24 protein-coding genes are annotated in these 25,782 nt (G+C 51.1%); 13 read left to right on the forward strand and 11 right to left on the reverse strand.

Features of this window, described 5'->3' with window-relative positions:
• The first annotated feature begins 45 nt into the window (after positions 1-45).
• Genes GJJ30_RS21365 through GJJ30_RS21375 form a run of 3 tightly spaced genes read left to right on the forward strand, consistent with a single transcriptional unit; the run spans position 46 to position 3,229 of the window.
• Complete coding sequence (locus GJJ30_RS21365; protein WP_154177226.1) at positions 46-2,010, forward strand: tetratricopeptide repeat protein; 1,965 nt, start codon at positions 46-48, stop codon at positions 2,008-2,010.
• Between the two features lie 44 nt (positions 2,011-2,054).
• On the forward strand, positions 2,055-2,636 hold the full coding sequence (locus tag GJJ30_RS21370) for a Uma2 family endonuclease (protein ID WP_154177227.1): 582 nt from the start codon (positions 2,055-2,057) through the stop codon (positions 2,634-2,636).
• Between the two features lie 20 nt (positions 2,637-2,656).
• Positions 2,657-3,229, forward strand: coding sequence for a pyridoxamine 5'-phosphate oxidase family protein (locus GJJ30_RS21375; RefSeq protein ID WP_154177228.1), 573 nt, complete (start codon positions 2,657-2,659; stop codon positions 3,227-3,229).
• On the opposite strand, the gene GJJ30_RS21380 is transcribed toward GJJ30_RS21375, so the two are convergent.
• The 7 genes from GJJ30_RS21380 to GJJ30_RS21410 all read right to left on the reverse strand — a co-directional run bounded on the left by GJJ30_RS21380 (position 3,218) and on the right by GJJ30_RS21410 (position 10,665).
• Positions 3,218-4,399, reverse strand: coding sequence for a T9SS type B sorting domain-containing protein (locus GJJ30_RS21380; protein WP_154177229.1), 1,182 nt, complete (start codon positions 4,397-4,399; stop codon positions 3,218-3,220). The two genes, GJJ30_RS21375 and GJJ30_RS21380, sit on opposite strands and share 12 nt — an antisense overlap.
• 17 nt (positions 4,400-4,416) lie before the next feature.
• A complete protein-coding gene (locus GJJ30_RS21385; RefSeq protein WP_154177230.1) occupies positions 4,417-5,508 on the reverse strand; it encodes a Gfo/Idh/MocA family protein in 1,092 nt (363 codons plus the stop codon).
• A gap of 90 nt (positions 5,509-5,598) precedes the next feature.
• Positions 5,599-6,225: a gluconate 2-dehydrogenase subunit 3 family protein gene (locus tag GJJ30_RS21390; protein ID WP_154177231.1), complete on the reverse strand. Its 627-nt coding sequence runs from the start codon at positions 6,223-6,225 to the stop codon at positions 5,599-5,601.
• Positions 6,226-6,335: 110 nt separating this feature from the next.
• Positions 6,336-8,078 (reverse strand): GMC oxidoreductase, encoded by a 1,743-nt coding sequence (locus tag GJJ30_RS21395; protein ID WP_154177232.1) that lies wholly within the window; start codon positions 8,076-8,078, stop codon positions 6,336-6,338.
• Between the two features lie 144 nt (positions 8,079-8,222).
• Entirely contained in the window at positions 8,223-9,461 is a 1,239-nt protein-coding gene (locus GJJ30_RS21400) for an RNA polymerase sigma factor (RefSeq protein WP_154177233.1), read from the reverse strand.
• 87 nt (positions 9,462-9,548) lie between these two features.
• Positions 9,549-9,902 (reverse strand): YciI family protein, encoded by a 354-nt coding sequence (locus tag GJJ30_RS21405; RefSeq protein WP_154177234.1) that lies wholly within the window; start codon positions 9,900-9,902, stop codon positions 9,549-9,551.
• A 187-nt stretch (positions 9,903-10,089) separates the two neighbouring features.
• Complete coding sequence (locus tag GJJ30_RS21410) at positions 10,090-10,665, reverse strand: hypothetical protein (protein ID WP_154177235.1); 576 nt, start codon at positions 10,663-10,665, stop codon at positions 10,090-10,092.
• A 206-nt stretch (positions 10,666-10,871) separates the two neighbouring features.
• Between GJJ30_RS21410 and GJJ30_RS21415 the strand changes: the two genes are divergently transcribed.
• A complete protein-coding gene (locus tag GJJ30_RS21415; protein ID WP_154177236.1) occupies positions 10,872-11,831 on the forward strand; it encodes an L-threonylcarbamoyladenylate synthase in 960 nt (319 codons plus the stop codon).
• Positions 11,832-11,892: 61 nt separating this feature from the next.
• Here GJJ30_RS21415 and GJJ30_RS21420 read toward each other — a convergent pair whose 3' ends face one another.
• Positions 11,893-14,037, reverse strand: a complete 2,145-nt coding sequence (locus GJJ30_RS21420) for a M56 family metallopeptidase (RefSeq protein ID WP_154177237.1) — start codon at positions 14,035-14,037, stop codon at positions 11,893-11,895.
• 4 nt (positions 14,038-14,041) lie between these two features.
• The gene (locus tag GJJ30_RS21425; RefSeq protein ID WP_154177238.1) at positions 14,042-14,413 is read right to left on the reverse strand and encodes a BlaI/MecI/CopY family transcriptional regulator; all 372 of its coding nucleotides are present in this window, start codon (positions 14,411-14,413) and stop codon (positions 14,042-14,044) included.
• A gap of 231 nt (positions 14,414-14,644) precedes the next feature.
• On the opposite strand from GJJ30_RS21425, the gene GJJ30_RS21430 reads away from it, so the two are divergent.
• Positions 14,645-16,108, forward strand: a complete 1,464-nt coding sequence (locus GJJ30_RS21430) for a leucine-rich repeat domain-containing protein (RefSeq protein ID WP_154177239.1) — start codon at positions 14,645-14,647, stop codon at positions 16,106-16,108.
• A 47-nt stretch (positions 16,109-16,155) separates the two neighbouring features.
• Here GJJ30_RS21430 and GJJ30_RS21435 read toward each other — a convergent pair whose 3' ends face one another.
• Positions 16,156-16,689, reverse strand: a complete 534-nt coding sequence (locus GJJ30_RS21435) for an acyl-CoA thioesterase (protein ID WP_154177240.1) — start codon at positions 16,687-16,689, stop codon at positions 16,156-16,158.
• Positions 16,690-16,844: 155 nt separating this feature from the next.
• On the opposite strand from GJJ30_RS21435, the gene GJJ30_RS21440 reads away from it, so the two are divergent.
• The 5 genes from GJJ30_RS21440 (at position 16,845) to GJJ30_RS21460 (ending at position 19,573) form a co-directional block, all read left to right on the forward strand.
• Positions 16,845-17,294 (forward strand): DUF2147 domain-containing protein, encoded by a 450-nt coding sequence (locus tag GJJ30_RS21440; RefSeq protein ID WP_154177241.1) that lies wholly within the window; start codon positions 16,845-16,847, stop codon positions 17,292-17,294.
• Positions 17,295-17,415: 121 nt separating this feature from the next.
• On the forward strand, positions 17,416-17,601 hold the full coding sequence (locus tag GJJ30_RS21445; protein WP_154177242.1) for a CsbD family protein: 186 nt from the start codon (positions 17,416-17,418) through the stop codon (positions 17,599-17,601).
• 316 nt (positions 17,602-17,917) lie between these two features.
• Positions 17,918-18,304: a hypothetical protein gene (locus GJJ30_RS21450; protein WP_154177243.1), complete on the forward strand. Its 387-nt coding sequence runs from the start codon at positions 17,918-17,920 to the stop codon at positions 18,302-18,304.
• Between the two features lie 29 nt (positions 18,305-18,333).
• Positions 18,334-18,519 (forward strand): hypothetical protein, encoded by a 186-nt coding sequence (locus GJJ30_RS21455; protein ID WP_154177244.1) that lies wholly within the window; start codon positions 18,334-18,336, stop codon positions 18,517-18,519.
• Between the two features lie 139 nt (positions 18,520-18,658).
• On the forward strand, positions 18,659-19,573 hold the full coding sequence (locus tag GJJ30_RS21460; protein WP_154177245.1) for an EamA family transporter: 915 nt from the start codon (positions 18,659-18,661) through the stop codon (positions 19,571-19,573).
• 12 nt (positions 19,574-19,585) lie between these two features.
• Here GJJ30_RS21460 and GJJ30_RS21465 read toward each other — a convergent pair whose 3' ends face one another.
• A complete protein-coding gene (locus GJJ30_RS21465; protein WP_154177366.1) occupies positions 19,586-20,344 on the reverse strand; it encodes an SDR family NAD(P)-dependent oxidoreductase in 759 nt (252 codons plus the stop codon).
• Between the two features lie 214 nt (positions 20,345-20,558).
• Here GJJ30_RS21465 and GJJ30_RS21470 point away from each other — a divergent pair, with 214 nt between their 5' ends.
• From GJJ30_RS21470 to GJJ30_RS21480, 3 genes are all read left to right on the forward strand, one after another.
• Positions 20,559-21,632: a sensor histidine kinase gene (locus tag GJJ30_RS21470; protein ID WP_229313308.1), complete on the forward strand. Its 1,074-nt coding sequence runs from the start codon at positions 20,559-20,561 to the stop codon at positions 21,630-21,632.
• 130 nt (positions 21,633-21,762) lie between these two features.
• Entirely contained in the window at positions 21,763-22,836 is a 1,074-nt protein-coding gene (locus tag GJJ30_RS21475; RefSeq protein WP_154177246.1) for a sensor histidine kinase, read from the forward strand.
• 73 nt (positions 22,837-22,909) lie between these two features.
• Positions 22,910-25,780, forward strand: coding sequence for a hypothetical protein (locus GJJ30_RS21480; RefSeq protein WP_154177247.1), 2,871 nt, complete (start codon positions 22,910-22,912; stop codon positions 25,778-25,780).
• Positions 25,781-25,782: the final 2 nt, after the last annotated feature.

Below are 25,782 nucleotides of genomic sequence, written 5' to 3' on the forward strand. Positions count from 1 at the left end.
TTATGGTATGTCTTTTGCGGATTTATTGCCGAAACCATTTCTTGTATGGCTAAACACAAATCACCCAATCAACGACCGGTTCCGCGTCCAACCCCCGCTCCAGTTCCCGCAAGGCCGGTTTCCAGCCCGGAAAAACCTGCCCTCAAAGCCCCCCTTTCGCCCGTTCAGCCAGGCTACAAAATGTACCTCTGGCTCAGCCTGATCCTGCTGGCGATTTTTGTCATTTACGCCCTGGGCTTCAAAAACGGCTTTGTGGACTGGGACGATTCGGAGTACGTTTTTGGTAATCAGTATATTCTCGAACCAACCGGCGCGAATATTCGAACGCTGTTGAAGTCGGTGGTGGCTTTGAATTATCACCCGCTAACAATGCTGTCGCTGGCAGCCAACTCGGCGGTTTTCGGGCCGGGAGCTACGTCGTTTATCGTCACCAACACCGTTATCCATCTGCTGGATACCGCGTTGATTTTCTTTTTGGCTTATCGTTTAAGTCATAATAATCAGTGGGTTGGCCTTTTTGTTGCTGCGTTGTGGGGAATGCATCCCATGCATGTCGAGTCCGTTATCTGGGTTTCGGAGCGGAAAGACGTGCTTTATGCATTTTTCTTCCTGTCGGCCTGTCTGACTTACCTCCAGTACCGGAAAACCGGCGGAAAAATCTGGTTGACTTTTACTTTTTTATTGTTTGTAGGATCATGTTTCGCTAAAGCGATGGCGGTTGTTTTGCCTTTTGTGTTGCTGCTGCTGATCGACTATTGGAAAGGTGGAAATCAGGAATTAACAAAGGTGCTGAAACCGACTGTACTGATCGAAAAAATACCATTTTTGCTGGTAGCGGTTTTCGTTGGTTTAATAGCGATGAATGTTCAGGCGGGGGGTGATTTTCACGGCTGGCTGTTCCGGATCGCGGAGAAAAAAGACGCCGTTGGTCAGGAACCGTTTGCCGCCCGCTGGCTGGTTTACGGCAGTTACGGGTTTATGATGTACCTCGTCAAACTGGTGGCGCCATTCCGGCTTTCGGCTTTTTACCCCTACCCCGAAAATGTCAAAAACATCGAACCCCAGCACTGGTTGGGACCCATTGTGTTTGGGCTGACTGTCGGGTTTGTAATCTGGCAACTCCTCACCGGCAAATCCGAGCGGCAGCGATTGGTAGTCTTTGGCATCGGCTTTTTCCTGATTACGATTATTCTGGTACTGCAATTCATGACGGTAGGGGCAGCTATTATGGCCGATCGGTACAGTTACCTCTCCTATTTTGGATTGATCTTCCTGATTGTCTATGGCTTATATCTACTAACCAATCAGTCAGCTTCGGCACTTCGGCTCTCTACCATTGGTCTTGGCTTCTTTGCGGTTTTGTGTTTTTACCTGACGGCCCGACAGGTTCGGGTTTGGAAAAATACGGAAACCCTCTGGCTGCATGCGCTGCAATTTTACCCCGAAAATGATCAGATACACGAAGGATTGGGGGATTATTACGGGAAAAATAACCGCATCGACGAAGCCATGCAGCAGTTTCAGGCGGCTGTTCAGAACGGCAGCAGCCGGTATCACTGCTACGAAGGGCTTGGCAATGCCTACGGCTTGAAAAATGACTTTCCAAAAGCATTGGAAATGTACGACCAGGCCATCCGAATGGATTCGACTAAGAGCGATGTTTACTACAATCGCGGCTTAACGTACAACAAAGTCAACCGGTTTCCGGATGCGCTGCGGGACTTTAACCGGGCCCTGCGGTTGGTTCCCGGGATAGATACGACCGTTTTGCCCGCCCGGGGTTTCACTTATCTGCAACTGAAAAAGTACAGAGAATCACTCGCCGATTACGACCGGTATCTGCGCATAAAGCCCGACGATCCGACGGCTTTGCACAACCGGGGAGTCGACCGGTTTTACCTCGGCGACCGGACCGGCGCCCTGGCCGACATTCGCCGGGCGGTGGCCCTTAAACCGGACTACGAAGAAGCCAGGAACAATCTACGGCAACTGGAACAGGTGGGCCGGTAGTCTTTTTTTGGTATATTTACTTACCAACACGCATTCAACGAGCAATGGAAACGATTGATGTGCCGAATGAGGCTAAAAAAATTACGCCGAATTATGCCGGCTTTTCGATGAGCAAAACCGACTTTCTGGACTGGTCACCCGACGACGGTTTTGTTTACGAATGGTCGCACGGCGTGCTGGAACCCACCCACGGAATGAAACAGGACGAATTATACATTATCCAACGAATTACCCGACGATTTACGCAAACCAGTTCTTATCAACAGTTTGCCGAGTTGGTTTCAGAAATCAATTGCTGGGTGACCGATCAACAGATGCGCCGACCTGATTTAGCCCTATATACGGCAGAACAAATTCGGGAAACTGCTTTGGGGCAGGACGTCATTCCGGCCTTTGTGATTGAAATCATTTCAGAATATGATGAGGTTCGGAAAGTGGAAAAAAAGCTGATTGAATACTTCCAGGCTGGCGTTCAGGTGGTTTGGCGTATTATCCCCGAAATAAAAACCGTTTCGGTTTATACTTCCCCCAAAACAGTAACGATTTGTACGGATACTGACCTTATCTCTGCCGCGCCCGTGGTTCCTGACATGACGCTGACCGTCAATGAACTGTTTAAGATTTAAAAGAGTGATTTCCTACTAAAATGGGCAAATTTCACGATTCCATAAAATCTCCGCACCAGGCTTTTATCAAAAAACAGCACATTTTCTTCGTGAGTACGGCTCCGTTAAGTGCAGACGGTCGGGTTAATCTATCGCCCAAAGGTCTGGATTGCTTCCGGGTTCTGTCCGAAAACCGGGTTGGTTACATGGACCTGATTAGCAGCGGGAATGAAACATCGGCGCATACGCTGGAAAATGGTCGCATCACCATCATGTTTTGTTCCTTTGAAGGCGCTCCCCTCATTTTGCGGTTATACGGAAAAGGCCGGGCAGTTTTACCGGATTCGAAAGAATGGTCGGAACTTGCTCCGAATTTTACGATTTACCCGAGTACCCGCCAACTAATCATTGCCGAAATTGATCTGGTGCAAACTTCCTGCGGTTTTGGCGTTCCACTGTTCGACTATGCCGGTGAGCGCGACATTCACTTTGACTGGGCCGCGAAAAAAGGAGAAAAGGGTCTTCAGGAGTACATGGAAGAAAAAAACCTGACGAGTCTCGACGGTTTACCAACGGACCTGGGTTTACAAAAACCGGCCAAACTACTTCATTAAAATCACCGCCCCCCGCTTTTGTGATCGCTCCCCGGTTCGTTTTTCCAGATCCAGAACGTAGGAATACGTACCGGGCGGCAGGTTCTGATCGCGCTGCTTGCCATCCCAACCGGTAATCGTATCTTCGGTCTGAAAAACCACTTCTCCCCACCGATTAAATACCGTGAGTCGGGCGGTGCCACTGAGGAGTCCTTTTAGCTGAAACCGGTCGTTAATTCCGTCGGCATTGGGGCTAAAGGCTTCGGGCAAAAACACGGTCGAATCCGGGACCGGCAATGGATCGGGCGGTTTCGGTGGCGTATAACAAACTTCAGCTGAGGGAGTTGCCAGCAAACACGAATCGGCCAGCACCAGTCGGAAGCAGGCGGATTTCGAGGTGTCGGCTTCTATGTTAATCGTCGCACTGACAGCATCCGAACGCTGATTGGTTCTAACGTACGCTCCATTTGCCGACCGCTGTTCAACCCAATAGCGATTCCCATTCGGATTGCTGATTGATAAGGCAAGAGTGGTTGCACCGGCTGGCTGCACATTATCGATTACGGGCGGGATGGCTTTCGTATCGGGCCGAAACATGACCTGCGTTGTCCCACCGCAATTCCCGTAGAGGTGTACACCTTTAACAAAAATAATCCGCTGACTATCATCCGGATATGTATGGACGCCAATCGGAGTCTTTCCGTCGAGCTGTTCACGGGTTCCATCGCCCCATTCGACCGTGTACCAATCGTACTGGTATTCAGCGGCTTTCGGAATTTTGAGAATGAGACGCGTTAGGCAAGGTTCCAGTACGACCTGAGGTTGCAGCGTGTCGTAAACCTGGACAATGGCACAGGCCCGGAGTTGCCGCCCATCCTGCTCGGAATATTGAAGAACCCGGAAAAGTCCGGGCTTGGTATAAGTGAAAACCGAATCGCTGACCAGTTCGGAATCTTTTACTGCACCTCCGTGGTAATCAAACACATAGCGAACATTCTTTACATTGGTTAAACCGCTGGTGGCTTTAACTTTGAGTGGCAGACACCCAACGCCAATGTTTATCTGAAGAGCCCCGGTAAACTGACCGGGAGAAGGGGTGCACTGATCCTGAGCAAAACCGGAGAATGAAAGCAGACTAAAAAAAACGACGCACGAAATCCCGAAAAAATACTCCACCTTCGCGCGTCCCATCAAACAGAAGATTAAAATTAGGTCAACTTCACGGACTGACCGGATTTTGCTGCCCGGTAAATCGCTTCCACAATCCGAATATCACGCAGTCCTTCCTCTCCGGGCGCAATCAATGGTTTGTTGTTCATGATTGCATTGGCGTCATCGTCCATTTGCAGGGCCTGTTGCCGGGGCACTTCATACGGATGCTGAATTTTTACTCCTCCCGAAGCCTCGCCGTTCTGGCCGTTATAGGCAGAATACGGTTCCATTTTCAAGAAACCCTTTTCTCCGGTCACATGAAGGAAATTCATGTTCATGCCGTAGCTGGTTTGCACAGCAGCCCGCGCCCCGCTTGGAAATACCAGTTGAGCCATCGTGGTTTCGTCCAGACCATCCTTGTACACATCAAGCCGGGTTGTATACTGTTGGGCTGTCAGCGAAATGGGTTCTTCGCCCGTTGCCAGCCGCGCGCCCTGCAACACGTAAACGCCCATGTCGTACATTACCCCACCGCCCATTTCCTTTTTCTGCTTCCAGTGGTTCGTCCGGGCATCGTAGTATCCCGCTGAGCAGCTCACCATTTTGATTTTGCCGATCTTGCCTTCCCGCAGAAACTTGATGTATTCCTGCGTATTAGGCTCATGCTGAAGACGATAACCAACGGCCAGCAGTCGCTTGTTCTGCTTACAGGCATCGATCATTGCCTGGCATTCTTTCTCCGTAACGGCCATCGGTTTTTCCACCCAGACGTGTTTGCCCGCCTTAGCCGCCCGCACAACGTATTCGCGGTGCATCGACGGCGGCAAAACAACGTAGACGACGTCAATGTCCGGATTATTGGCAATTTTGTCGAAGTTCTCGTAATTGTACACATTCTTTTCGGGAATGTTGTACTTCTTTATCCAGGTCTCGGCTTTCGAAGGCGTACCCGTTACAATGCCGGCCAGGTAGCAATTTTTGGTCTGTTGCAGAGCCGGAGCCAGCAGGTCCGTGCTGTAATAACCCAGCCCGACCAACGCCACGCCAAGGCGCTCTTTCTTTTGAGATTGCGCAATCGCCAGGGGCGAAAAAGCCAGCGAAGACGCAATCAAACCGGATTGTTGGAGAAAAAAACGCCGGGAAGCCATAAGTGAAAATTAAATTAATAATGAACAATTAACAATGAAAATGAACTTGAGCGGCAGCCATTCATTGTTAATTGTTCATTGTAAATTCATTTACTCCTCGTAACTCAAATTGTATTGCTTCAACACATCGGCGGGGACGCCTTCCCATTGGTTGGGGGTGTTGCCGACGTAGCCGAGGTCGGCGATGCCCATCTTGCTGGTGAAAAAACCGGTGGCTACCAGGCCGCGCATGGAATTGAAAAACGCGACTCCCTGCGACATCTCCGGTTTTGCTTTGGCCGGATAAGCGATTTCGTCGATGATCTCAATTTGCTGGGCTTTCAGGCAATCGGCAAATTTCTTGTCGAAGCGCTTCATGCACACGTTGTCGAGCCACCGCAACCCACCGCGAATCGGCGTCTGCCACTGGGGTTGGTCTTTCATCATGAACTCGATGAATGCCGGGGTTCCGGCCTGCGAAGCGCTGCCGGATTTGGCATCGGCCGGAATGATAATGTCTCCCAGAATGGTTACGGTTTTCAGCTCGTGGGGCGTGAAAAACTTGTCCGCATTCAGTTTGGCATCCCGTTCCGCTTCAAACTTCTGCCGACCGCCGGGAACTTTCAGCGGTTTGACATCGGGCGGGGTAATCGACTCGGCAGCAGCGATCTGCGGGTTCATCCCGGCAAATCCAAGGCTACTCAAGGTTATGGCTTTGAGAGAATCTCTGCGTTTCATAGTCTGAGATTTTCTCCGCTTAACTCTTATTTTCTCTGCTTAACTCTGCGAAAAAGCTTTTAAAATTGTTTCGCAGAGTTAAGCAGAGAAAAAGGAGTTGAGCAGAGGGTTTAGATATTCTTCTGTTTTACCTGATCGATGATGTAGTCGGAAGTCCGCCAGGAGTTGGCCAGGATCGTCCACGTTACGTTTTTATCACCTTGTGACGGGAAAGCCGCAGCATCCACGATGAACAGGTTTTTCACGTCGTGGGCCTGCGAGTATTTGTTCAGCACCGAGTTTTTCGGGTCATTACCCATCCGCGCCGTACCGATTTCGTGGATAATCTTACCGGGGGCTTCCAGACCGTAGTTGGTTTCCGGACCCGGTTTTTTACCCAGCGGAATACCGCCCATCGCGTGGATAATTTCCTCGAAGGTATCCTGCATGTGCTTGGCCTGCCTGATTTCGGCATCCGCCCATTTGTAGTTGAAACGCAGGGTTGGAATACCGTATTTATCAACCGTGTTCGGGTCAATTTCGCAGTAGTTGCTTTCCAGTGGGACGGGTTCTCCGCGACCGGCCATCCCGATATTGGCACCGTAGAACCGGCGGAAGTCGTCTTTCAGACTGGCACCGTAACCGCCCGCTTCTTTCGGTTTTCCGTCACGACCCGGCACGAGGCTGTTGCGGCCTTCCATGCCGAAACCGAAACCGTACATCGGCATTCCCATACCGCCACCGTATTCGATGTGATAACCGCGTGGGAAATCCAGTTTTTTGTTATCCAGCCACCATGGCGAGTAGACGTGCGCACCGCCCACGCCATCTTCGTTGTACCGCTTCCGATCCATCAGTGCCGGAATGAAAGCTCCGCGCGATGCACCGGTTGAATCGTTGAGGTATTTACCCACAACACCGCTGGAATTGGCCAGACCGTTGGAGAAACGGGCCGACTTGGAGTTGAGGAGCAATCGGGCGGTTTCGCAGGTACTGGCGGCCAGAACGACCACTTTCCCCATCACCGACTGTTCTGTCATGGTAGGTACATCGACGTACGATACGCCGTTTGCCAGACCGGTTTTGGAGTCGGTAAGGACTTCCCGGCACATGGCACCATTAATCAGCGTAACCCGACCGGTTTTTACGGCCGGAATACACAAAACCGATGACGACGAGAAGTCAGCATACGCCTGACAGGCCCGACCGCACTGCGAACAGTAGAAACACCCACCACGATCGTGAATGGGCTTGGTCAGGATGGAAAGCCGCGACGGAATTACCGGCACGCCAATGCTTTTCCCGGCCTTTTTGATCATTATTTCGTGAAGACGCATTTTGGGTGGCGGCAAAAACCGACCATCCGGAGCGTCCCGCAGCCCTTCTTTTGAACCAAAAACCCCAATCAGATCGTCCACTTTATCGTAATAGGGCGACAGGTCTTCGTAACCGATTGGCCAGTCTTCACCAATCCCGGTCAGACTTCTCCGTTTAAAATCATCCGGACCCATCCGCAGCGAAATACGGCCCCAGTGGTTTGTTCTGCCACCGAGCATCCGCGAACGAAACCAGTGGAATTCAGTGCCTTTCACGGCAGAATACGGTTCACCTTCAATTTCCCAACCACCCCAGGCGGCATCGAAATCACCAAATGCGCGGGTGGTTCCGGCACCCCGGCGTGGCGATTCATAAGGCCATTTAAGCTGATTAATATATTTAGGATCGGCAGGATCAAAATAACCACCGGCTTCAAGCAAGGCCACGGTGGCGCCAGCTTTGGAAAGTTGATAAGCCGCCATTCCGCCCCCGGCTCCTGAGCCAACAATGACAACGTCGTAAACTTTCGCTGCCTTTTTTATTTGTGGAACATCCATTGAATTTTGGTTTAGTGAGTAGGTCACTGTAACGTTTTACGTAAATAAGCTGCTAAAAGTAATACCGAATGGGTTAAATATCCATTTTTTTATCAGAAAAGCAAATATTCTCTTTAGTAATTACTTCTAAACCAATGATGAAGACTATGGCAATTGCCCGATTTTTTTCTGCAGCAGCAGCTTTTCAGCCGAAGAAGAGGTCAGGTGAATGGCCTGGTTGTAGTGCTGACGGGCGAGGTCGGTCTGGTGAAGCTGCGCGTAAAAGTCGCCCAGAATAGCGTGGTAATACTGGTTAGATGCCAGTTCTATAATTTTCAAAACTGCCCGCAAAGCTTCCTTTGGTCCTTCGACTTCCGCCAGCGCCACCGCCCGGTTCAGAGCAACGACCGGGCTGGGTTTCCGTAGCAGCAGGAGATCATAGTACCAGAGAATGTCAGTCCACCTCGTTGCGGCATAGGTAGGCGCCATGCAATGCTGCAGCGCAATGATGGCTTCGAGGTGATATTCAGTCAGTTCGCTGCCTTCCGCCGATTGCGACAATTGCTGTTTGCCGCGCGTAATCAGCGCCCGATTCCATTTGGTCCGGTCCTGGTCTTTTACCAGAATAATGCCACCGTCGGCATTCATCCGGGCGTCGAACCGGGCTACCTGAAAACACATAAGCGCGAGCAGGGCGTGAGCCGCCGGGGTGGTGGTTTGCGGGTTTTGGGTGAGTAAAAACCCCAGTCGCATGGCTTCTTCGCACAAATCCTGCCGAATGAGCGTATTCGGATGTGAGGAATTATACCCTTCGTTAAACAGAAGATAAATACTTTTCAAAACCGCAGCGACGCGAACCGGTAATTGCGGGCCGGTCGGCACTTCCAGCCGGATTTCGCTCGAACGGATCTTTTCTTTCGCCCGGTAAAGCCGCTTGGCAATGGTTTCTTCGTTGGTGAGAAAGGCATTGGCAATTTCCCGCGCGTTCAAACCGCACAGGATTTTCAGACACAGCGCCACCTGCGACTCGAATGGCAGCGACGGATGGCAACAGGCAAACAGCATCCGCAACTGACTGTCAATCACCTCCTCCTCTTCAAAAAACCGCTCTACCTGTTGTTCTACCTGACTTTCAAGAATCAATTCGCCACTGATTTGACGGAACAACTTTTCGCGACGAATTACATCCAGAGCCTTGTTTTTTGCCACCCGGTACAGCCAGGCCGAAGGGTGTTCGGGAATGCCCTGAAACGGCCAGCTCCGCAGCGCCTGAACCATCGCATCCTGCACAATATCCTCCGCCAGTTCGATGCGATCAAAACCCAGCATCGTTGCCAACACCGAAACCATCCGGCCCGCTTCGTGCCGGAAAAGATGTGCAACAAGCTGGTTGGAATCGGACATAAATAAAATGATGATGGATTATGAATGATGAACGATGATTGGACAAGTGGATTATTTCATCGTCCATCATTCATAATTCATCTTTTTCTACCCAAAATTCTGAATCTGCCGTACTTCAACTTTTCCGCCTGTAGAGAAAATCGGGCAGCCCTGAGCCAGGGCAATCGCTTCGTCGAAGCTGTTGGCCGTCAGGACCATGTAACCGCCCACAATTTCTTTGCCTTCCGTGTAGGGTCCGTCAGTCACCACGGTTCCGCCATTGCTCAGGACTTTTCCGGTGGGCAAAAGACCTTCCGTTCCGATCAGTTTTCCCTGAGCAGCAATGCCGCCGATCCAGGTGTTCCATTTCTCGATTTCGGCCTGAAAATCTTCGGGCGACAGTTCCTGAAATTGGGTCTCGTCCATTTGGAGTCCGTGGAAGATGAACATGAATTTTTCCATTTTGGGATGTAAAGTTTGAGGTGATAAATTGATTTTTGACCTTAAGACGAACGGGGAAACGGAAACCGGACAGGAATTTTAAAAAATATTTGGGAGTTTTTCCAGCACTAGTCGCCTGCGATCACCGGCAACAAAAAGCCGGGCTGGATTCTGCCCGGCTTTTAACGACAATAAGAAATTGGTTTGCTTACTTTTTACCCCCGCCCAGGTCGAGTCCGATTTTAAACCCGACATAGTTATTGGTTGCTTTCAGCGGGTCACCGTTGATGGTGTATTTAGAAGCTGAGACCATGTTGTATTCCACGGCGGCATTAATATGACCGAGTTTAAGGCCGGCCCGGATCATCCCGCCGAACCGCGTGCTTGGATCAAAATCTACTCTTTCACTTTCGGGAATATCGCCAAACGTAACCCGGCCAAACTGGTACAGACCCACACCGGCACCAATATACGGACGTAAACCGGCACCGGTCAGATAAAAATTACCGGTTAACAAACCGGACCCGAAAAATTTGGCTTCGGACTTCTGCTGCTGACCGTTGATCTGTAAAAGCCGTTGGGCACCCGCAGCCTCCAGCCGCAGCCCAAGATCAAAATAGTTGGATTTTCCATAGCGCGGCTCCACCGACACCAGAAATCCGCCTTCAGATTTTCCGGAAATCTGTGCTTTACCGGCAGAGATATTTACCTTCAAAGGTTTATAATCCTGGGCTGAAACAGCGAACGAAATGAGCATAGCTGAAAAAATGGTGAGTGTTTTCATGACTTCACTGGTTTAATTTTAATAAATCAAATAAAGTTTAATTGTACATACAACATTATTTTCTGATGAATGTTTGTTTTTTGTGACGATCCGATTTTCATCGGTGGGATGAGTCGAAGCGAGATTAGAACAGGTGGAGTACAAGTAGTCCCCCTTTATGAGATTTTCAACAGTCTCCTACGCCCAAAAAAACGTACCTTTGCTGCATGGCACAGATTGGAACGGACGTTCAAAAGGCAAAAGAATATCTGGAACAGGGCGAGGTGGTCGGTATGCCAACCGAAACCGTGTATGGCCTGGCGGGAAATGCCCTGAATCCCGATGCGGTTTTAAAAATATTCAAGGTTAAAAACCGCCCCTCCTTCGACCCGCTTATCGTTCATACCGATTCGATTGACAAGGCTGAGACCTTTGTCAAAACCATTCCGGAGCCTGCCCGTCGTCTTGCCGAACGGTTCTGGCCCGGTCCGCTGACGGTTTTATTCCCCAAAGAATCCATTATTCCTGACCTTGTTTCGTCGGGCCTGGACACCGTTGCGATCCGAATTCCCCAGCATCCGCTGGCGCTTAAATTGCTCGCGTCGCTGGATTTTCCGCTGGCGGCACCGAGCGCCAATCCGTTTGGTTACATCAGTCCCACCACCGCCCGGCACGTTGCCGAGCAGTTGGGCGACCAAATTCCGTACGTGCTGGACGGCGGTTCGTCGCAGGTAGGCATCGAATCCACCATCATTGGTTTTACGGAAGGTGGCCCGATTGTATACCGTCTGGGCGGTATGTCGCTCGAAAAACTGGAGGCAATTGTGGGGAAAGTTTCCGTGCGCAGCCATTCGACTTCCAATCCGAAGGCACCGGGCATGCTGAGCAGTCACTACGCACCCCGAAAACCGCTGTTGCTGAAAACCCCGGCCGAAGTGCTGGCGAGCCATAAACCGGAACGCGTTGGGGTGCTGGCATTCGAAGAAATTACGCGACTGATTCCCGTCGAGCAGCAACAGATTCTATCCATTTCGGGCGATATTTCCGAAGCCGCCAAGAATTTGTTCGCGGCCATGCGGGCCCTCGATGCCTTGAATGTCGACGTAATCGTGGCCGAACTCCTGCCCGAAATGGGACTGGGCCGGGCCATCAACGACCGGCTGCGCCGGGCCGCTTTTAAAGGGTAAAGGGAGAGAAAAAACCGCCCGGTTTCTTGCCCTCCCTTCTACTATCCTGCCGTTACCGACCCTATTTTTGAGCCTTTGCCGGTTTAGGCGCTTTCGACTTCAACTTGCTTTTCGACTTGGCTTTTTCGGCTTTCTTGCCATCACTGTACCAAACTCCTTCTCCGGGTTCAGGCGCAACGGCAGGCTCCGGTGGTACTGGAACTGCCACGACAACAGGGACCGGTGCGGAAACAGAAACCGGCGCGTCGGCGGGTACCGGTGGAACAGTGGTAACTGCGGGAGGTGCTGGTGGCGGGTATGCCGCGCGGGCCTCTTTGGGCATTTCTTCCGGGCTGTTGTACCGTTTGCCGTTATACCAGTAAGCACCTTTTACTTTTGCCGGTTTTGGCAACCGGCCAGGTCGGGGAGCCGGACCGGGAACCGGTGCAATGGCGGGAACCGGGCTTGGCACCGCTTCTAAAGCCGGCACGTCTGGCACCGCTTGAAAGCCGTCAGCCCGGGCACGCAGGGTATCCAGCAGGTACAACTTTTCCTTCAACCGCAGCATTTCAACGGCGTGTAAGCTGGCCATGTTGGCAAGTTTGGCGGCTTTGGCATTGAAAACACTCATCGAATCATTCAGCAGCCGCAAGGATCCTTCGGTGAGTTCCTGCAATTTCTGGTGCGACTTTGCAAACGCCTGTTCGTTGAGCTGTTCGAGTTTCTTTTGCATTTGCTGGGCATCCTGCTGGGCCTTTTCCAACCGACGGGTTTCTTCCTGGCTCAGTTTGCCATTCAATTGGGCCCGTTTCTGTTCCAATTCTACGGTTCGCTGTACGTTGCGTTCCAGATCGAGCTGCATTTTCTGCAACTGCATAGTTACTTTTTCCTGCTCGAGATCAGCCAGTTCCAATGCGTTATTTTTCAGTGCCAGTAGCTGTTCGTGCTCGAACTGGGGGGTTAGTTTGCCCATTTCCCGCTCAAGTCGTTTCATTTGCTCCGTGTGGTATTCCAGTTCTTTTTCCAGCCGGATTCGGGTCACGGGGTCGATCGTGTCAGTAGCCGCAAACACAAACGGAGGTTCTGATTTGTCCGGCACCGATAGCGTTATCTCCTGTGGTTCCGACAATTCAACAAGGGTGTCGGTTTTGGATTTCCACGCATTGATTGTGATGGAATCGCCGTGTTGCGGCCTACCTTTGACAGGGCGGTACAGATGTTGGCCGGTTACCAGGCCCGTAATCAGTACCAGACATCCGGCCACCAGCAAACCGTTCGGTTTGGCCGTCGATTGCTGGTCATTCACCCCAATCACCCGTTTCACCCGCTGAACAAACGTTTGTTTGCGGGCGCCGAACGCCATTGCCAGCGCAGGAGTGGCCAAAACCGCCTGTCGTCGTTCTTCGATGTGAACCAGTGCCTGCGCCAGACTCGCCCGCTCTCCACAAAATCGAATGGCGACATCGTCGCAGCAATGCTCCCGCTCTTCGCGCACCCGCGCCGACAGCCACCAGATTGCCGGATGAAAAAACAGCACGATTTCAACCGCCGATTGAATCAGATTTACGAGATAATCGTAGCGTTTGATGTGGGCCAGTTCGTGCGCCAGAACCGCTTCCACCTGCCGGGTCGACAGGCCCGTCAACAAACCGATGGGCAACAAAACCACGGGTTTGAGCCAGCCAATCGTCATCGGCACCGCGATTTCCGCCGATTCGATCAGCCGTACGGTTTTGCCAATCCCCAGTTGGTTACTTAACTGATTGAGATACGATTGCCAGGCTTGCGCCACCGGATGGACGTTCCGCCGGGTTAATCGCTGCACTAAAACCCAACCGCCGACCAACCGCACCATCAACAGGGCCGCTCCGCAAAACCAGGCCGTTACGAGCAAAGGAAAATGCGAATTCAGCCAGCTTGTCAGTTCACCGGTCCAGTTGCCAGTTGTGGAAGGCGTCATGACCAGCGAAGGCTGTTGCTCACCACTGATCTGCAAAGTCGCCCGAACGGGTTCGTAGCAAATCCACACGGTCAGCAAAAAAGTCAGGAGTTGCAGGGCAAGGGCACCAATAGAAATACCGTAACGTACGAATGAGGAGCGGTTTTGGCTAACTCGCAATGCGAGCGCGGCCGCAGCGGCAAAAACCGTTCCCTGCCACAAGGTATGCACCAGGGCCCAGCCCATTGCATTGGTAAAAGGTTCCGGGAATAAGTTAAAGGATGTCATCAGCTTAGTTGTTTTCCGGATTAAGATTGTCGATTAGTCGCTGTAATTCAGCCAGTTCCTGCGGTGTGGCCTTGCTGTTTCCCAATGCCTGCATCACCAGTTTCATGGCCGAGCCCCGAAAAGCCGTATCCACAAACCGGTCGAGCAGGTGCTGCTGCGTTTCCTCTTCCCCAATCAACGCCTGATAAACGTGATAACGGCCTTCTTCGGTCCGACTGAGAAGCTCCTTGTCGTGCATGATCTGCATGAGCTTCAGCGTGGTGGTATAACCGACCTCTTTTGACTGACTCAAATGCTCATTTACCTGCCGCACGGTGCTGGGACCGTTGGCCCAGAGCACTTGCAAAATTTCCAGTTCAGATTCTGTTGGTTTCATTATTTCCTGTTTACTGTTCGAATCGGCAACTTAAAGTTAAAGATAGAATCCTTGCGCAACGACAATCTACGAATTGTTTCGTAGCAAAGATATACGAATCGTTTCGTAGAAGTCAAGTGTTTACTACGAAATTTTTCGTAATAAATGTTAAGCAGGATTTTTTAGGTCGTCTCCAATTTTCAACTATATTTACCGTTATTCACCTAAGCTATACGTTAAACCCGCTGCACAATGCATAAATCCCTTTTACTCATCGCATTTGTATTCCTCACAGGAATTGCTGCCGGGCAGACGGTCTGCCTAACCCAGGCACAGTATGAGACAACTGCCAAAACGCTGGCGAAGGAATATACGCTGGTCGACGAGATTGTTGACCCCGGTTTCAGGAAGCGCCAGCCCGGTTTCCGGACGGAAGATGAAATGGAACCGGGTGAAAAGAAACGACTGGAATTAAATAACCAGTTCGGTCGGGACCTCAACCAGGCGTTAAAACAGGCCAATAGGCTACAGGACACGACCTGCTATCTGGTGGTCAGTCTTTACGCCAATCCCGACGGCTCCGTCAACCGGGTTTATTACCGGTATGGCTTTGATATCATGCGGTTACGCTCGGACAGTATCGCTAATGCGCGAATGAAAGAGCGCATGGATCCATTTCTCTGCCAGTGGTTTTCGACTTACCGTTTTCCAATTACCGGCGACAAACCATATCTGTTCTCAACCAGTTTAGCCATCGGTAAGCTTCCCTCCAAACGGAAACTGCGCCGGGGAAAGGGCATTATGACGACCCTTGCTGAAGCCGAAAAAACCACCCGACCGGATACGGTTAAAAACCTGGTTCTGAATACGTTGGAATTAAAGGAAGTGCCCGAAGTGATTTACCGGTTTCCGAATCTCGAAGTGCTGGATCTGAGCATTAACAACATCAGCGAAATCCCCGAACGCGTGTTTACGATTCCGAAGTTAAGTCAGCTCAATGTTTCCAGTAATCCGTTGGGAAACGCAGGGCTGCGCGTGGCCCGGAATAAACACCTGAAAATGCTGAACATCCAATCGACAAAAATTACCGCGATCCCGCAAACCGTTACCAAAAACCGCCGACTGGAAAGTCTCTGGGTTGGCCTGAACGATTTTTCGGCCGGTTTGAATACTGCTCCCCTGCGCCGGATGCGTCGATTGAAAGACCTAAACTTATACCGAGCCCGGCTGAACGAACTGCCCGGCGCGATCAGTCGGCTGAAACGGCTGGAAGTGCTGGATCTGTATTACAACAACTTACGGGTTTTACCGGAACGGCTTTGCCGGCTGAAACGGCTGCAACAACTGGCGATTTCCAACAACAAACTCAATGAATTACCGCAGAATCTCGGTCGGATGCGGAAACTTCAGGTATTGTATACCCACCATAATTTCCTCGGCAATTTGCCCGCCAACTTTGAGAAACTCTATTATTTACGGATATTAGGTATCAGTCACAATGTTTTTGCGACGGTGCCAGAGTCAGTTTTAAAACTCCCGAATTTGGAAGAACTGGATCTGAGTCATAACCGATTAACTGATCTTCCCACCAATCTGCCGCAGTTAAACACGCTTAAAAAGCTGTATGTCCGGGGAAATCCCGTCAGCGAAGAAAAAACCGTCTCTACCATTCTGATCAAGCAACTGGAGAGCAACAAAACCGAAGTGTTTTATTAAAAAAGCAAAAACCGCTAAAAAAGGAATCGCTTCGGACTATTCCTTTTTTAGTCTCCCCGCACCCCTTCCACCAGCAACTGGTCCTTAATCTGCTTGATCCGGTCGTTAAAATTGAGGTTGTGGAAATCGACGTCACGCATGCAGATGGCGTCCAGAAACGCCATGACATCCGGGTCGTGCGGAATGCGTTTTCCGGTTACAACGCTGACGTATTTGGAAGTCATCCACAGGACATTTTTCAACTGTTTGCCGGAATCGTCGGTCATGTAATACTCCGTTACCATCGTATCCTCGTTGAAATAGATGATGCGCGATGCGATCCGGATCCACTCATTGACCAGCGCCGGACGCACGTAGGCAATCTGATGCTGGTAAACGACCCAACTCGTCTTGTATTCGCGAAACAACTGGGCCGGACTGAAGTTATATTGCGTAGCGACCTGATCTTCCCGCGCATTGAAATAATAGTCGAAATATTTGGCGTTGTTGAGATGCTGCAACGGATCACAATCCTGAAACCGGATGATCGTGCGCGACTCCGTTTCGTGCGGGTAGGTTCTGGTGGGATCTAATTTTATCATATCGAAGCAATTCGTGTAAAGTAAATGGTGGAAAATCCCCTGCAAAAATCAGCGTATTTCTCCAAACCACTGTAATTGAAACGCACACATTTTAGTTATTTTTACGTTCTATACCGTATATTATTGGGTATTTCCATCAACAGAATGAAAAGCTAATGAAATCGTTTCGTTTGATTGCAATTTTTTGTCTGCTTACCAGTTCACTAACGGCCTTTACTCCTGAGCACAATCCGGATGCGGTTTTGGGTACCTGGCTGAACGGAACCAAGCGGGGCCAGATCCAGATTTACAAGAAGGGTGATCACTATTTCGGCAAGCTCGTCTGGCTGAGAGAACCCACGGAACCCTCGACCGGCAAACCCCGAACCGACCTGAAAAACAGTCAGGCCAGCCTGCGAACCCGGCCGCTGCTGGGATTGGATGTGATGCAGGGTTTTGTTTACGACGGTGGTCGAGTCTGGGAAAACGGTAACATTTATAATCCGGAAGACGGAAAGGAATACAGTTGCAAACTGACGCTCAAAGACCCTAACACGCTCGATGTTCGTGGGTATGTCGGTATTTCGCTGCTCGGTAAAACCCAAACCTGGACGCGGGTGAATTAGTCATACCGCATTGCGGTTTCTGCTCCATTCATAAACATTTTCGATTTCTGCCGGTTATATGACTATGATTCTTCGGAATTGTACTCTTTTTATGTCACTCACGTTTTAACAATTTTCAATCATGAACGAGACAACCCTAAAAGGCAACTGGAACGAATTGAAAGGCAAAATTAAACAGGCTTACGGCGATTTGACCGATGACGATCTGACCTACTCGGAAGGGAAAGAAGACGAAATGTGGGGCAAACTCCAGCAAAAAACCGGTAAGACAAAAGACGAAATCCGGAAAGCCGTTGCTGATCTGTAATTCATATAGATTCGAGAAAAAACGCCGGGAGCTAATCGCTTCCGGCGTTTTTTATGCCCGTTACAAATGTTCACGTTATTCCAGTCACCAAATGATTGCAACCGGTTTGGATCATAAAATCAGCGGTTTCAGCAACACTTTCTCCTTACTTTCCAGACGATCAGTGGGATAGGAATGCGTTGCCCATCTTATTCAAAAAGATGATTAAAAACCGTGTTACTTTTTGGAGGGTCGTGCATCTAAATGGGTAAGAAATCGCTCGACCGATTTCCAGATACCTCCGAGCCCAGTAATTCACTGTAACACCGTTCACTGAATGTGTAACCAGGAAAAACCCAATCCGATTGATCATTTTAACCATTTATTACCCGAATGGGGGCAGGCAGCTGATGAAATCTATCAGAATTATCACTTCTTAAACTTAGCGCTGAGCCAGACCGACCGCTTGCTGATTCCAAAAGAAGCCTTGCAAAAACTGGTCAAACTGAAAGAACTGCTCGTAACAACGCTCGTGGATCTGGTTCAGGATTTGCCCGCGGCCACACACCGGCTTTCCAACGAAACTCGTCAGTCCATCGGTCGCTTTAATACGCATACCATTACCTTACAAAACATCAATCGCCAGACCGACGTCCTGTTTAAAGAGTTGCTACGGGAATATCCGTCGCTCAAGGCGTGGTTCGACTCGATTGATGATGAATAAACATCCCTTCACACTGTTCCAGGATAACAATGAATGACACGGTTTACGTAAACGAAATACTTCGGCGATTAAAAGCCGGCGAAGATCCCAGCCTGTTCGATGCCTTATTCACCCTGTACATTTACCGGTACCGGCAGGTGTTCAGCAACACGATCCAATTCACGGTAATCGAAAAGGCGCCCGTCCCGTTGCCGAGTGAACTTTGCTGCAACTAGATTCGTCGTTTAGTGCGTTTTTTGCCGTTTTCTAACTATTATTAAAATTAATCACTTCCATTAAAAAAATTTGCGGACCATCTCTGGAAATATTTCTATTTCTTTGGTGTTGCTTTAGGAAACAGAGCAATCAAGAGTTATGAATCCGGCACTGGTTAAGAAAGTACAACCATCTCGCGTAAGACTTTGGTCGGCGTTAATCTCCGTTTATATTTTGTGGGGCTCTACCTTCCTTTTTGTGCATTTTATGACCGAAAAGATGCCGCCCCTTTACATGGCTTCGCTGCGGCTGAGCACCGCCGGTTTGATTTTATATTTGTACGCCCGCTTCACCGGCACGCCGGTTCCGGCCCGGAAACAGTGGATTTCAGCCGGGATTATTGGCGTTTTACTGCTTACAATTGCCAACGGTTCCACGTCAATGGCGCTGCAATACGTGCCGTCGAGTATTGCCGCCCTGCTGGCTGCGCTTGTCCCGCTATTCATTATTCTGTTTAACTGGATTAGCTTTAACCATACGCGGCCCAGCAACCTGTCGCTGGCCGGTCTGGGCATCGGACTGGTGGGCGTGTCGCTGCTCGTGCAGCCAACGGACGCGAGTGCTTCGTCCGCGCACAACACCTGGATTGGCGTCGGATTAATTATGGTTGCCAATGTGGCCTGGGCCATCGGCACACTCCTCTCCGCCCGGCTTTCGTTGCCTTCCCAACTAATTTCCAGTGCCATTCAAATGCTGATCGGCGGTGGTGTGCTGTTTCTATTCAGTATGTTGACGGAAAACGTCAGCCTGGATAGCATCAGCGATGCCCCTACGAAAGCCATCGGCTCGTTGATATACCTCATCTTTTTTGGCTCCATCATCGGTTTTTCGTCGTTTGCCTGGCTGGCTCGCAACGCATCCCCGAGTCTGGTTTCCACCTATGCGTACGTAAACCCGGTGGTTGCCATGATCCTTGGCTGGGCCCTGGCCGGAGAAAGCCTGACGACCAATTCCATTCTGGCCGCCCTGATTATCCTGTCCGGCGTCGTTCTGATCACCTTTGGGCGGAAATGAAAACCGGCTATTCTAAACCGGCGGAGGACTCACCGCCGTCCAGCCACCATCGACAACCAGGCTTTGGCCGGTAATGTGCCGGGATTGGGGAGCCACCAGAAACAAAGCCGCATTGGAAATATCCTCCACCGTGGCCGGTCGTCCCATGGGCGTGATCCGCGACCAGATGCGCACGTAGGTCGGATCGTCCAGCGTCCGTTCGGTTTGAGTAGCACCGGGCGCAACAGCGTTGATGTTGATGCCGTAGGGCGAAAGATCGAGCACGAGGTTTTTCGCCAGCATTTCCAGGGCGGCTTTTGTCATGCTGTAAGCCGCCAGTCCCGGATGCGCCTGATGGCCGGTCACCGACGACATCAGCAAAATGCTGCCGCCTTCGTTCTGCTCGCGCATGTGCCGGGCCGCCAGTTGGGTCAAGAAGAAGCTACCGCGCAAGTTCAGATCAACGACTTTCTGAAACGCTTCGGGTTGATAATCGAAAAAATCGCCAAAAATGGTAATGCCCGCGTTGGCAACCACGATGGTCAGCTTGCCAAATTCGGCCACGGCTTTGTCAACCATTTTTTGAATAAAGGCAACATCGGACACGTCGCCCGCAAAAGCCAGACAGCGGCCTCCCTCCTGCCGGATGCGGTCGGCAGCCAGTTGGGCAACTTCTTCATCGAGGTCATTGAGTAAAACGGAAGCCCCCTGGCGGGCAAGCTGACGGGCAATGGCAAAACCGATGCCAATGCCCGCACCGGTAACAATGGCGGTTTGGGATTGAAAGGTCATGGGCAATAAGCGGGTGGCAAAATCGAACGGGTGCAAAGATGCCCCAAATTTGAAAAAAATGTCAACTTTCCGGCCGAACTCTTTTCGGAAGTAGTTGGCCCAACCATCCTTGAGTCCTTCCAAGTCTTTCAAATTCAGGATTGAATCATCATTTAAAAAAATGTACCTTTAGCTGTTATTTTGAAAGATCGGCAACCCGCGACGGCATCTGCGAATGGATCAAACGTTTTACCGGCGATTGACAACTTTTTTCTCCCGTTGGGAGCTTTGGTATCACCTCCTGATGATGCCGATTCTGTTTCCCATCGGCAATTATTATTTCGTCGGTCCGCGGTATTTCAGCGATTGGCGGGTGTTCGTGCTGGGAACAGCGGTGGTTTGTGTGCTCTACTGGGTCTCGGTCATTGCCCTGACCCTTGCCGTTCGGGGCGTCATTAACCGGTATCCGGATGTGCAGCGGGCTACGCTCCGAACCCTGATCATGCTCACAACCGTGGGTTTGCTCACCGTTGCCTTAGCGGTTTTGGATGTATTTACTTACAGCCTTTTTCCCATCCTCGGCGTATCTTTCACCTGGGAGGCCATTCGACCCATTCTGATTCTCGGCCTGATTTTCGACCTGTGTTTCTGCGTTGCTCTGAACGTTTTTTACACCTACAACCAGTGGCACCGCGACCAGACCGAAAACGAGCTACTCCGCCAGGCCACGCTTCAGCACCAGCTCGACACGCTGAAGATGAAAATCAATCCGCATTTTCTTTTCAACAGCCTCACGTCGCTTTCCTCCCTGATCGGCGAGGACCAGCAACTGGCCGAAGCGTTTGTCGATCGCTTATCAAAAGTCTACCGGTATTTGCTCCAGGCCAACACCCGCGAACTGGTGAGCCTGCAAACCGAGCTGGACTTTATCGCCAACTACGCCAGTCTTTTACAAACCCGTTACGGGTCCAGCCTGCAGGTTGATCAGTCAGCCGATGCGGTTTTTCTGGACCACGTGCTGCCGCCCCTGACGCTTCAGTCGCTCATCGATAACGCCCTCAAACACAACAGCATGAGTGCGGCCAAACCGTTGTCCATCGCGATTGAAACAACGCCGGACGGGCGGTTAGTAGTTCGGAACAACGTGCAGCGGAAAGTTACCAAAATGGACGTTTCTCCGTCGAAACTGGCCGATCTGATGGCCAAATACCGGCAGTTGAGCCGGGAAGAAGTTCAGGTTGACGAAACCGCAACGCACTTCGGCGTATCGATTCCGCTGCTGGTTTCCCAGCCGATTCAACCAAAATAACCCCGGTTTTCATCCGATTTACAATTCAAACGGTGTTCTTTGCAATTCAGGACGCGATTTTGACAATTAATCCCCAAAGTGCGTGTTCATAGAAACGCATTCGGTTATATTGAGCGGATACGATTGGAGTATGAAGTCGGCATTTTTACCATTTTTTCGTCGTTTTCCGCGCCTACGGAAACAGAGTCAGTGGCACTTTCTGCTGCTGTTTCCGTGGTTTATTCCGCTCATTACCTACTGGGTCATCGGCGACCGTTACCTCACGCATCCCTGGACATTCATCTCGGCAACCGGGCTAAATCTTGCCATCGCCAGTTGCTGTTTATTTACGCTCGATCAACTGACGCAATGGGTGGTTCGCCGATACCCGAACCTCGGCCAGACCTGGCAGCGGGTCTGGCGACTTCTCCTGGTTTTTATTCTGATCACGCCTTTTTTCATCCTGGGCGGGGTTTTTCTGTACGACACGTTCCACCTTTTTGGTTATCACCACGATCCGGGCTCAACCGGGCAGGTGTTGTTACTCAACCTGGCGGCCAATCTGGTGTCGGTGGGCATTGACGAGAGTGTGTATTCGCTGAACCGCTGGCGGGAAAACACGATGGAAAAAGAGCAGTTGAAAAAGGTCAACCTGCAAAGCCAGTACGAAAGTCTGAAAAGTCAGGTCAACCCGCATTTTCTGTTCAACAGCCTCAACTCCCTTTCCTCGCTGATTGCCGACGAACCGGAGCGCGCCGAAGAATTTGTCGATGAAATGTCGAAAGTATACCGGTATTTGCTCCAGACGAACCAGGGCGAGCTGACGACGCTGGCGACCGAACTGTCGTTCATCCAGTCGTATTTCCACTTGCTCAAAACCCGCTACGGTTCCGGGATTACGCTGGAAGTATCGGTGGCCGAACCGTACCTAACTTACCAGCTTCCCCCGCTGACCCTGCAGATGCTGGTTGAAAATGCCGTCAAACACAATGTCATTCACGCCAACAAACCGCTGCTGATCGAGATCAAAACCACTCAGGTGGGCCGTCTGCTGGTGCGGAACAACCTTCAGCAAAAAACCGGTCGGGTGGCTTCCAATCAGGTCGGGCTGACCAACATCATGGCCAAATACCGGCTGCTGGCCCAAAGCGATCCCATTGTAACGTCCGATAGTTCGTATTTCACGGTGGCACTACCCCTGCTCGAACCCAAAAGTTCCGGATAGCCGTTCCCTAAATTTCGGTAAGAGTCTATTGGCGAAATGGTTACCTTCATCGGCGTTCCAAAACCGTTTTGCTATGTCGGTCCCTTCTGTCGCATTCAATCCGTGTTACGACATTCACCTGCTCCGGGGTCAGGTCATCGAAATTGTCAACGAGGAAGACGAATACAGCCTGCTGGAGCTGAACGAAGAACCGGTTTTCGACTACATCGCCGATCATCCGGATGTTCAATGCACCTTTCGGTTCAGTTTTGAGGAAACCGATGCGGCAAATTTCGGCATTGAGATTACGCGCACCAATTTTTCGAATCCCGACCAACTCTATCTGGTTATCACGCTGCTCGAAGGCGAACCGGCCGACCCCAAAAACCGCATTCGGAATTTTTACCTTTTCGCGAAGGTCGAAGACGATGAGGAAGAGACCGAGATATGCCTCCGGATTCACATTCACAACAAAATCGAGGAGGTCTGGATTACCCCCAACCCAATCACGGTTTACAACCGCGTCGATTGCTCGCCGTATTTGCGGGCGCGTTACGACGATCAGGTGGTGGCCGAAATTGGAACGGTTTTCAAGGGCGATAACGGCGACGAGGTTTCGTACCACATCGAGCCCCGGCCCGCCATCCGGTGGAGTTCGCCCACGACTGATCTCGTCGATGAGGACGACGGAACCATCAGCGCCACCAATCAAACCGGCACGCACCGGATCAACGTCAGCGTTCGCTGGGGTCAGACGTTTGAAAACCAGGCGGAGGTGATTTTTTCGGAAAACCTGACCGACGCTTCATCCCTGCGCGCCGAACTGGTAGCCACCAGCCAGGGCCCCGGCCTGAAAGGGCTGGAAACGGCGACCAATATTCTGTTTCTGTCGGATGGTTTTACGGACGATCAGGAATACAGTTTCAAGATTTTCGTGCTGGAATACGTCAGCGATCTGGTGAATAAAAAAATCACCTCGCCCTTCGACCTGCTGAAAAAGTCGATCAATTTCTGGATGGTTTTTGTCCCTTCCCGGCAAAGCGGGGTGACGTACCGGGGCGAACTGTCTGTCGAAAAGCGAACCAAACCCAATAGCTTCGAGGAAATATTCGGCGTTGAATTCGACGAACCGATTGATCCGGGAAACCGCGATGTGTCGGAATGGACCATCCGAAACCTGTTTTACAAAGTAGGTTTGCCCGTTCGGGCGGAAGGCGACCCCGACGACCCAGCGGTTTTCAGTCAGCTTATCGAAAAATGGCGCGAAACCACTCTGCTAAACGGTGGGCAGGTCGATCATCTGGAATCCGACAAAACCCTCGTCCGGGAATGGCAGCGTTACGCCGACCGGCGGCTTCCCGATGCGGTCGACACGGCTTTCGGGATTACGGTCAACAATTACACGGCGGCTGAGCGCGACGGAGATTTTAATAGGATCAATTTCGACGGCAAACGAATTCAGCGCGGAGATCTGGATCGTTTCTTCCGGAACCTCCGCACCCGCGCCGAACCGCCCATTCCGGAAACCCTGATCGGACCGCGGTTTATTCTGGACGACAACGAAAATCCGGGTCGGGATTGGGATAACGTCGTCATTCTGACGGCCGCGCAGCAGGGAACCGCCCAGAATATCAACGGAAACATGTTCGCTCAGGTCGTCGAACTGGATCAACTGATCATGGCGGGCAAACTGACGGATTTACGAATGTCGGTGGCTCCCACCGAAATGCCGTTGCAAATGTCGAACTCGCTGAAGGCCACGGTGACGCACGAACTCTGTCATTCGTTCGGACTGGGCGACGAATACGCCACCAGACCGCCGAAAAAATTCAACAAAAAACCGGTCGATGACATTACCTGGGATTTTGCCATTTATCCGTCTCAGCCTTCCGTGCTGGATATTTACGGGAACCTTCAGGCCAAAAAAGATCTGCGCAAAAATCCGTCGAACGCCAACAGCGGGATCGATGCGCTCAAGATCAAATGGCGGTACCACCGGATTCAGAAATGCGGACTGGTTTCCACGATTGCCGTCCACCAGAACACGGTTTCGCTCACCTTGCAAAATCAGGTGCAATTATCGCGGTTTTCGACGGGGAACACGGTTTTTCTCCGAAAACGGCAATTGAAAGAGAATATTTACCTGCTGGTTTCTTCAACCGACGCCAATCCGTTCGTGGAAAATACCATCGTTCATCCGGAGTGGATTTCCTCCCGGTTTTTTGGCCGGGCCCAAATTACGGCGGTCGATGTACCCAACGATCAGGTAACGATTCGTTCGGCCCGGACATCGACCAACCTGACAGTAACCCTCCAGCCCGGTAGCGTCAATACCCTGAGCGTCCGACAGACGGTTTTTATTGAAACTCAAAGCACTAACCCGGTGCACACGATTTTCCGGACCGATCCCAACGAATTCACGCGGGCCGTTTCGCCCCTGCTGACGGTGACGGATGTCAACCTGGGAGACCAGACAATGAAGTTGTCCGTTCCGGCCGACGAAACGCTGATCGATTATTTACAGACGCTCGACGAGCGGGAAGTGATGATCGTTTACAAACCGGTCGAACTGCCTGCCAGCGAGCGGACGCCGGATTACCCCCACGCCGAACTGATCGCGAAACCGGTTCTCTTTCATTTGAAGGATAACCCCTTCCCATTCAATTCCGACGACCAAAACCGGGAAATTGTCGTGGAAGGATCAACTACCCGCATTCCGGGCGAACTCGTGCCGTGTTGTTCACGGAACAAAAAACAAATCGTTGGGCTGTACAGTGGCGGCAAAAAATACCACGGCAGCATTTACCACCCGACGGCTTTTTGCCTGATGCGGCATAAATCCGAGAACAAAAAATACACTGAAATCTGCGCGGTCTGCCGCTACACGCTGGTCAACCTGATCGACCCCAACCGGTTTGGCGCTTTTGACGACGATTACATGAGTCGGAAAATTTATCCATCGTAAGC

The organism is Larkinella terrae (assembly GCF_009668025.1).
Lineage (GTDB): Bacteria > Bacteroidota > Bacteroidia > Cytophagales > Spirosomataceae > Larkinella > Larkinella terrae.

What these genes read in the sequence shown, in the direction of transcription:
- GJJ30_RS21370 (WP_154177227.1), top strand. Translation starts at nt 2,055, where the DNA reads ATGGAAACGATTGATGTGCCGAATGAGGCTAAAAAAATTACGCCGAAT.
- GJJ30_RS21480 (WP_154177247.1), top strand. Translation starts at nt 22,910, where the DNA reads ATGTCGGTCCCTTCTGTCGCATTCAATCCGTGTTACGACATTCACCTG.
- GJJ30_RS21475 (WP_154177246.1), top strand. Translation starts at nt 21,763, where the DNA reads ATGAAGTCGGCATTTTTACCATTTTTTCGTCGTTTTCCGCGCCTACGG.
- GJJ30_RS21460 (WP_154177245.1), top strand. Translation starts at nt 18,659, where the DNA reads ATGAATCCGGCACTGGTTAAGAAAGTACAACCATCTCGCGTAAGACTT.
- GJJ30_RS21385 (WP_154177230.1), bottom strand. Translation starts at nt 5,508, where the DNA reads ATGGCTTCCCGGCGTTTTTTTCTCCAACAATCCGGTTTGATTGCGTCT.
- GJJ30_RS21455 (WP_154177244.1), top strand. Translation starts at nt 18,334, where the DNA reads ATGAATGACACGGTTTACGTAAACGAAATACTTCGGCGATTAAAAGCC.
- GJJ30_RS21405 (WP_154177234.1), bottom strand. Translation starts at nt 9,902, where the DNA reads ATGGAAAAATTCATGTTCATCTTCCACGGACTCCAAATGGACGAGACC.
- GJJ30_RS21420 (WP_154177237.1), bottom strand. Translation starts at nt 14,037, where the DNA reads ATGACATCCTTTAACTTATTCCCGGAACCTTTTACCAATGCAATGGGC.
- GJJ30_RS21445 (WP_154177242.1), top strand. Translation starts at nt 17,416, where the DNA reads ATGAACGAGACAACCCTAAAAGGCAACTGGAACGAATTGAAAGGCAAA.
- GJJ30_RS21470 (WP_229313308.1), top strand. Translation starts at nt 20,559, where the DNA reads ATGGATCAAACGTTTTACCGGCGATTGACAACTTTTTTCTCCCGTTGG.
- GJJ30_RS21435 (WP_154177240.1), bottom strand. Translation starts at nt 16,689, where the DNA reads ATGATAAAATTAGATCCCACCAGAACCTACCCGCACGAAACGGAGTCG.
- GJJ30_RS21390 (WP_154177231.1), bottom strand. Translation starts at nt 6,225, where the DNA reads ATGAAACGCAGAGATTCTCTCAAAGCCATAACCTTGAGTAGCCTTGGA.
- GJJ30_RS21380 (WP_154177229.1), bottom strand. Translation starts at nt 4,399, where the DNA reads ATGGGACGCGCGAAGGTGGAGTATTTTTTCGGGATTTCGTGCGTCGTT.
- GJJ30_RS21410 (WP_154177235.1), bottom strand. Translation starts at nt 10,665, where the DNA reads ATGAAAACACTCACCATTTTTTCAGCTATGCTCATTTCGTTCGCTGTT.
- GJJ30_RS21465 (WP_154177366.1), bottom strand. Translation starts at nt 20,344, where the DNA reads ATGACCTTTCAATCCCAAACCGCCATTGTTACCGGTGCGGGCATTGGC.
- GJJ30_RS21415 (WP_154177236.1), top strand. Translation starts at nt 10,872, where the DNA reads ATGGCACAGATTGGAACGGACGTTCAAAAGGCAAAAGAATATCTGGAA.
- GJJ30_RS21365 (WP_154177226.1), top strand. Translation starts at nt 46, where the DNA reads ATGGCTAAACACAAATCACCCAATCAACGACCGGTTCCGCGTCCAACC.
- GJJ30_RS21425 (WP_154177238.1), bottom strand. Translation starts at nt 14,413, where the DNA reads ATGAAACCAACAGAATCTGAACTGGAAATTTTGCAAGTGCTCTGGGCC.
- GJJ30_RS21450 (WP_154177243.1), top strand. Translation starts at nt 17,918, where the DNA reads ATGTGTAACCAGGAAAAACCCAATCCGATTGATCATTTTAACCATTTA.
- GJJ30_RS21430 (WP_154177239.1), top strand. Translation starts at nt 14,645, where the DNA reads ATGCATAAATCCCTTTTACTCATCGCATTTGTATTCCTCACAGGAATT.
- GJJ30_RS21375 (WP_154177228.1), top strand. Translation starts at nt 2,657, where the DNA reads ATGGGCAAATTTCACGATTCCATAAAATCTCCGCACCAGGCTTTTATC.
- GJJ30_RS21400 (WP_154177233.1), bottom strand. Translation starts at nt 9,461, where the DNA reads ATGTCCGATTCCAACCAGCTTGTTGCACATCTTTTCCGGCACGAAGCG.
- GJJ30_RS21395 (WP_154177232.1), bottom strand. Translation starts at nt 8,078, where the DNA reads ATGGATGTTCCACAAATAAAAAAGGCAGCGAAAGTTTACGACGTTGTC.
- GJJ30_RS21440 (WP_154177241.1), top strand. Translation starts at nt 16,845, where the DNA reads ATGAAATCGTTTCGTTTGATTGCAATTTTTTGTCTGCTTACCAGTTCA.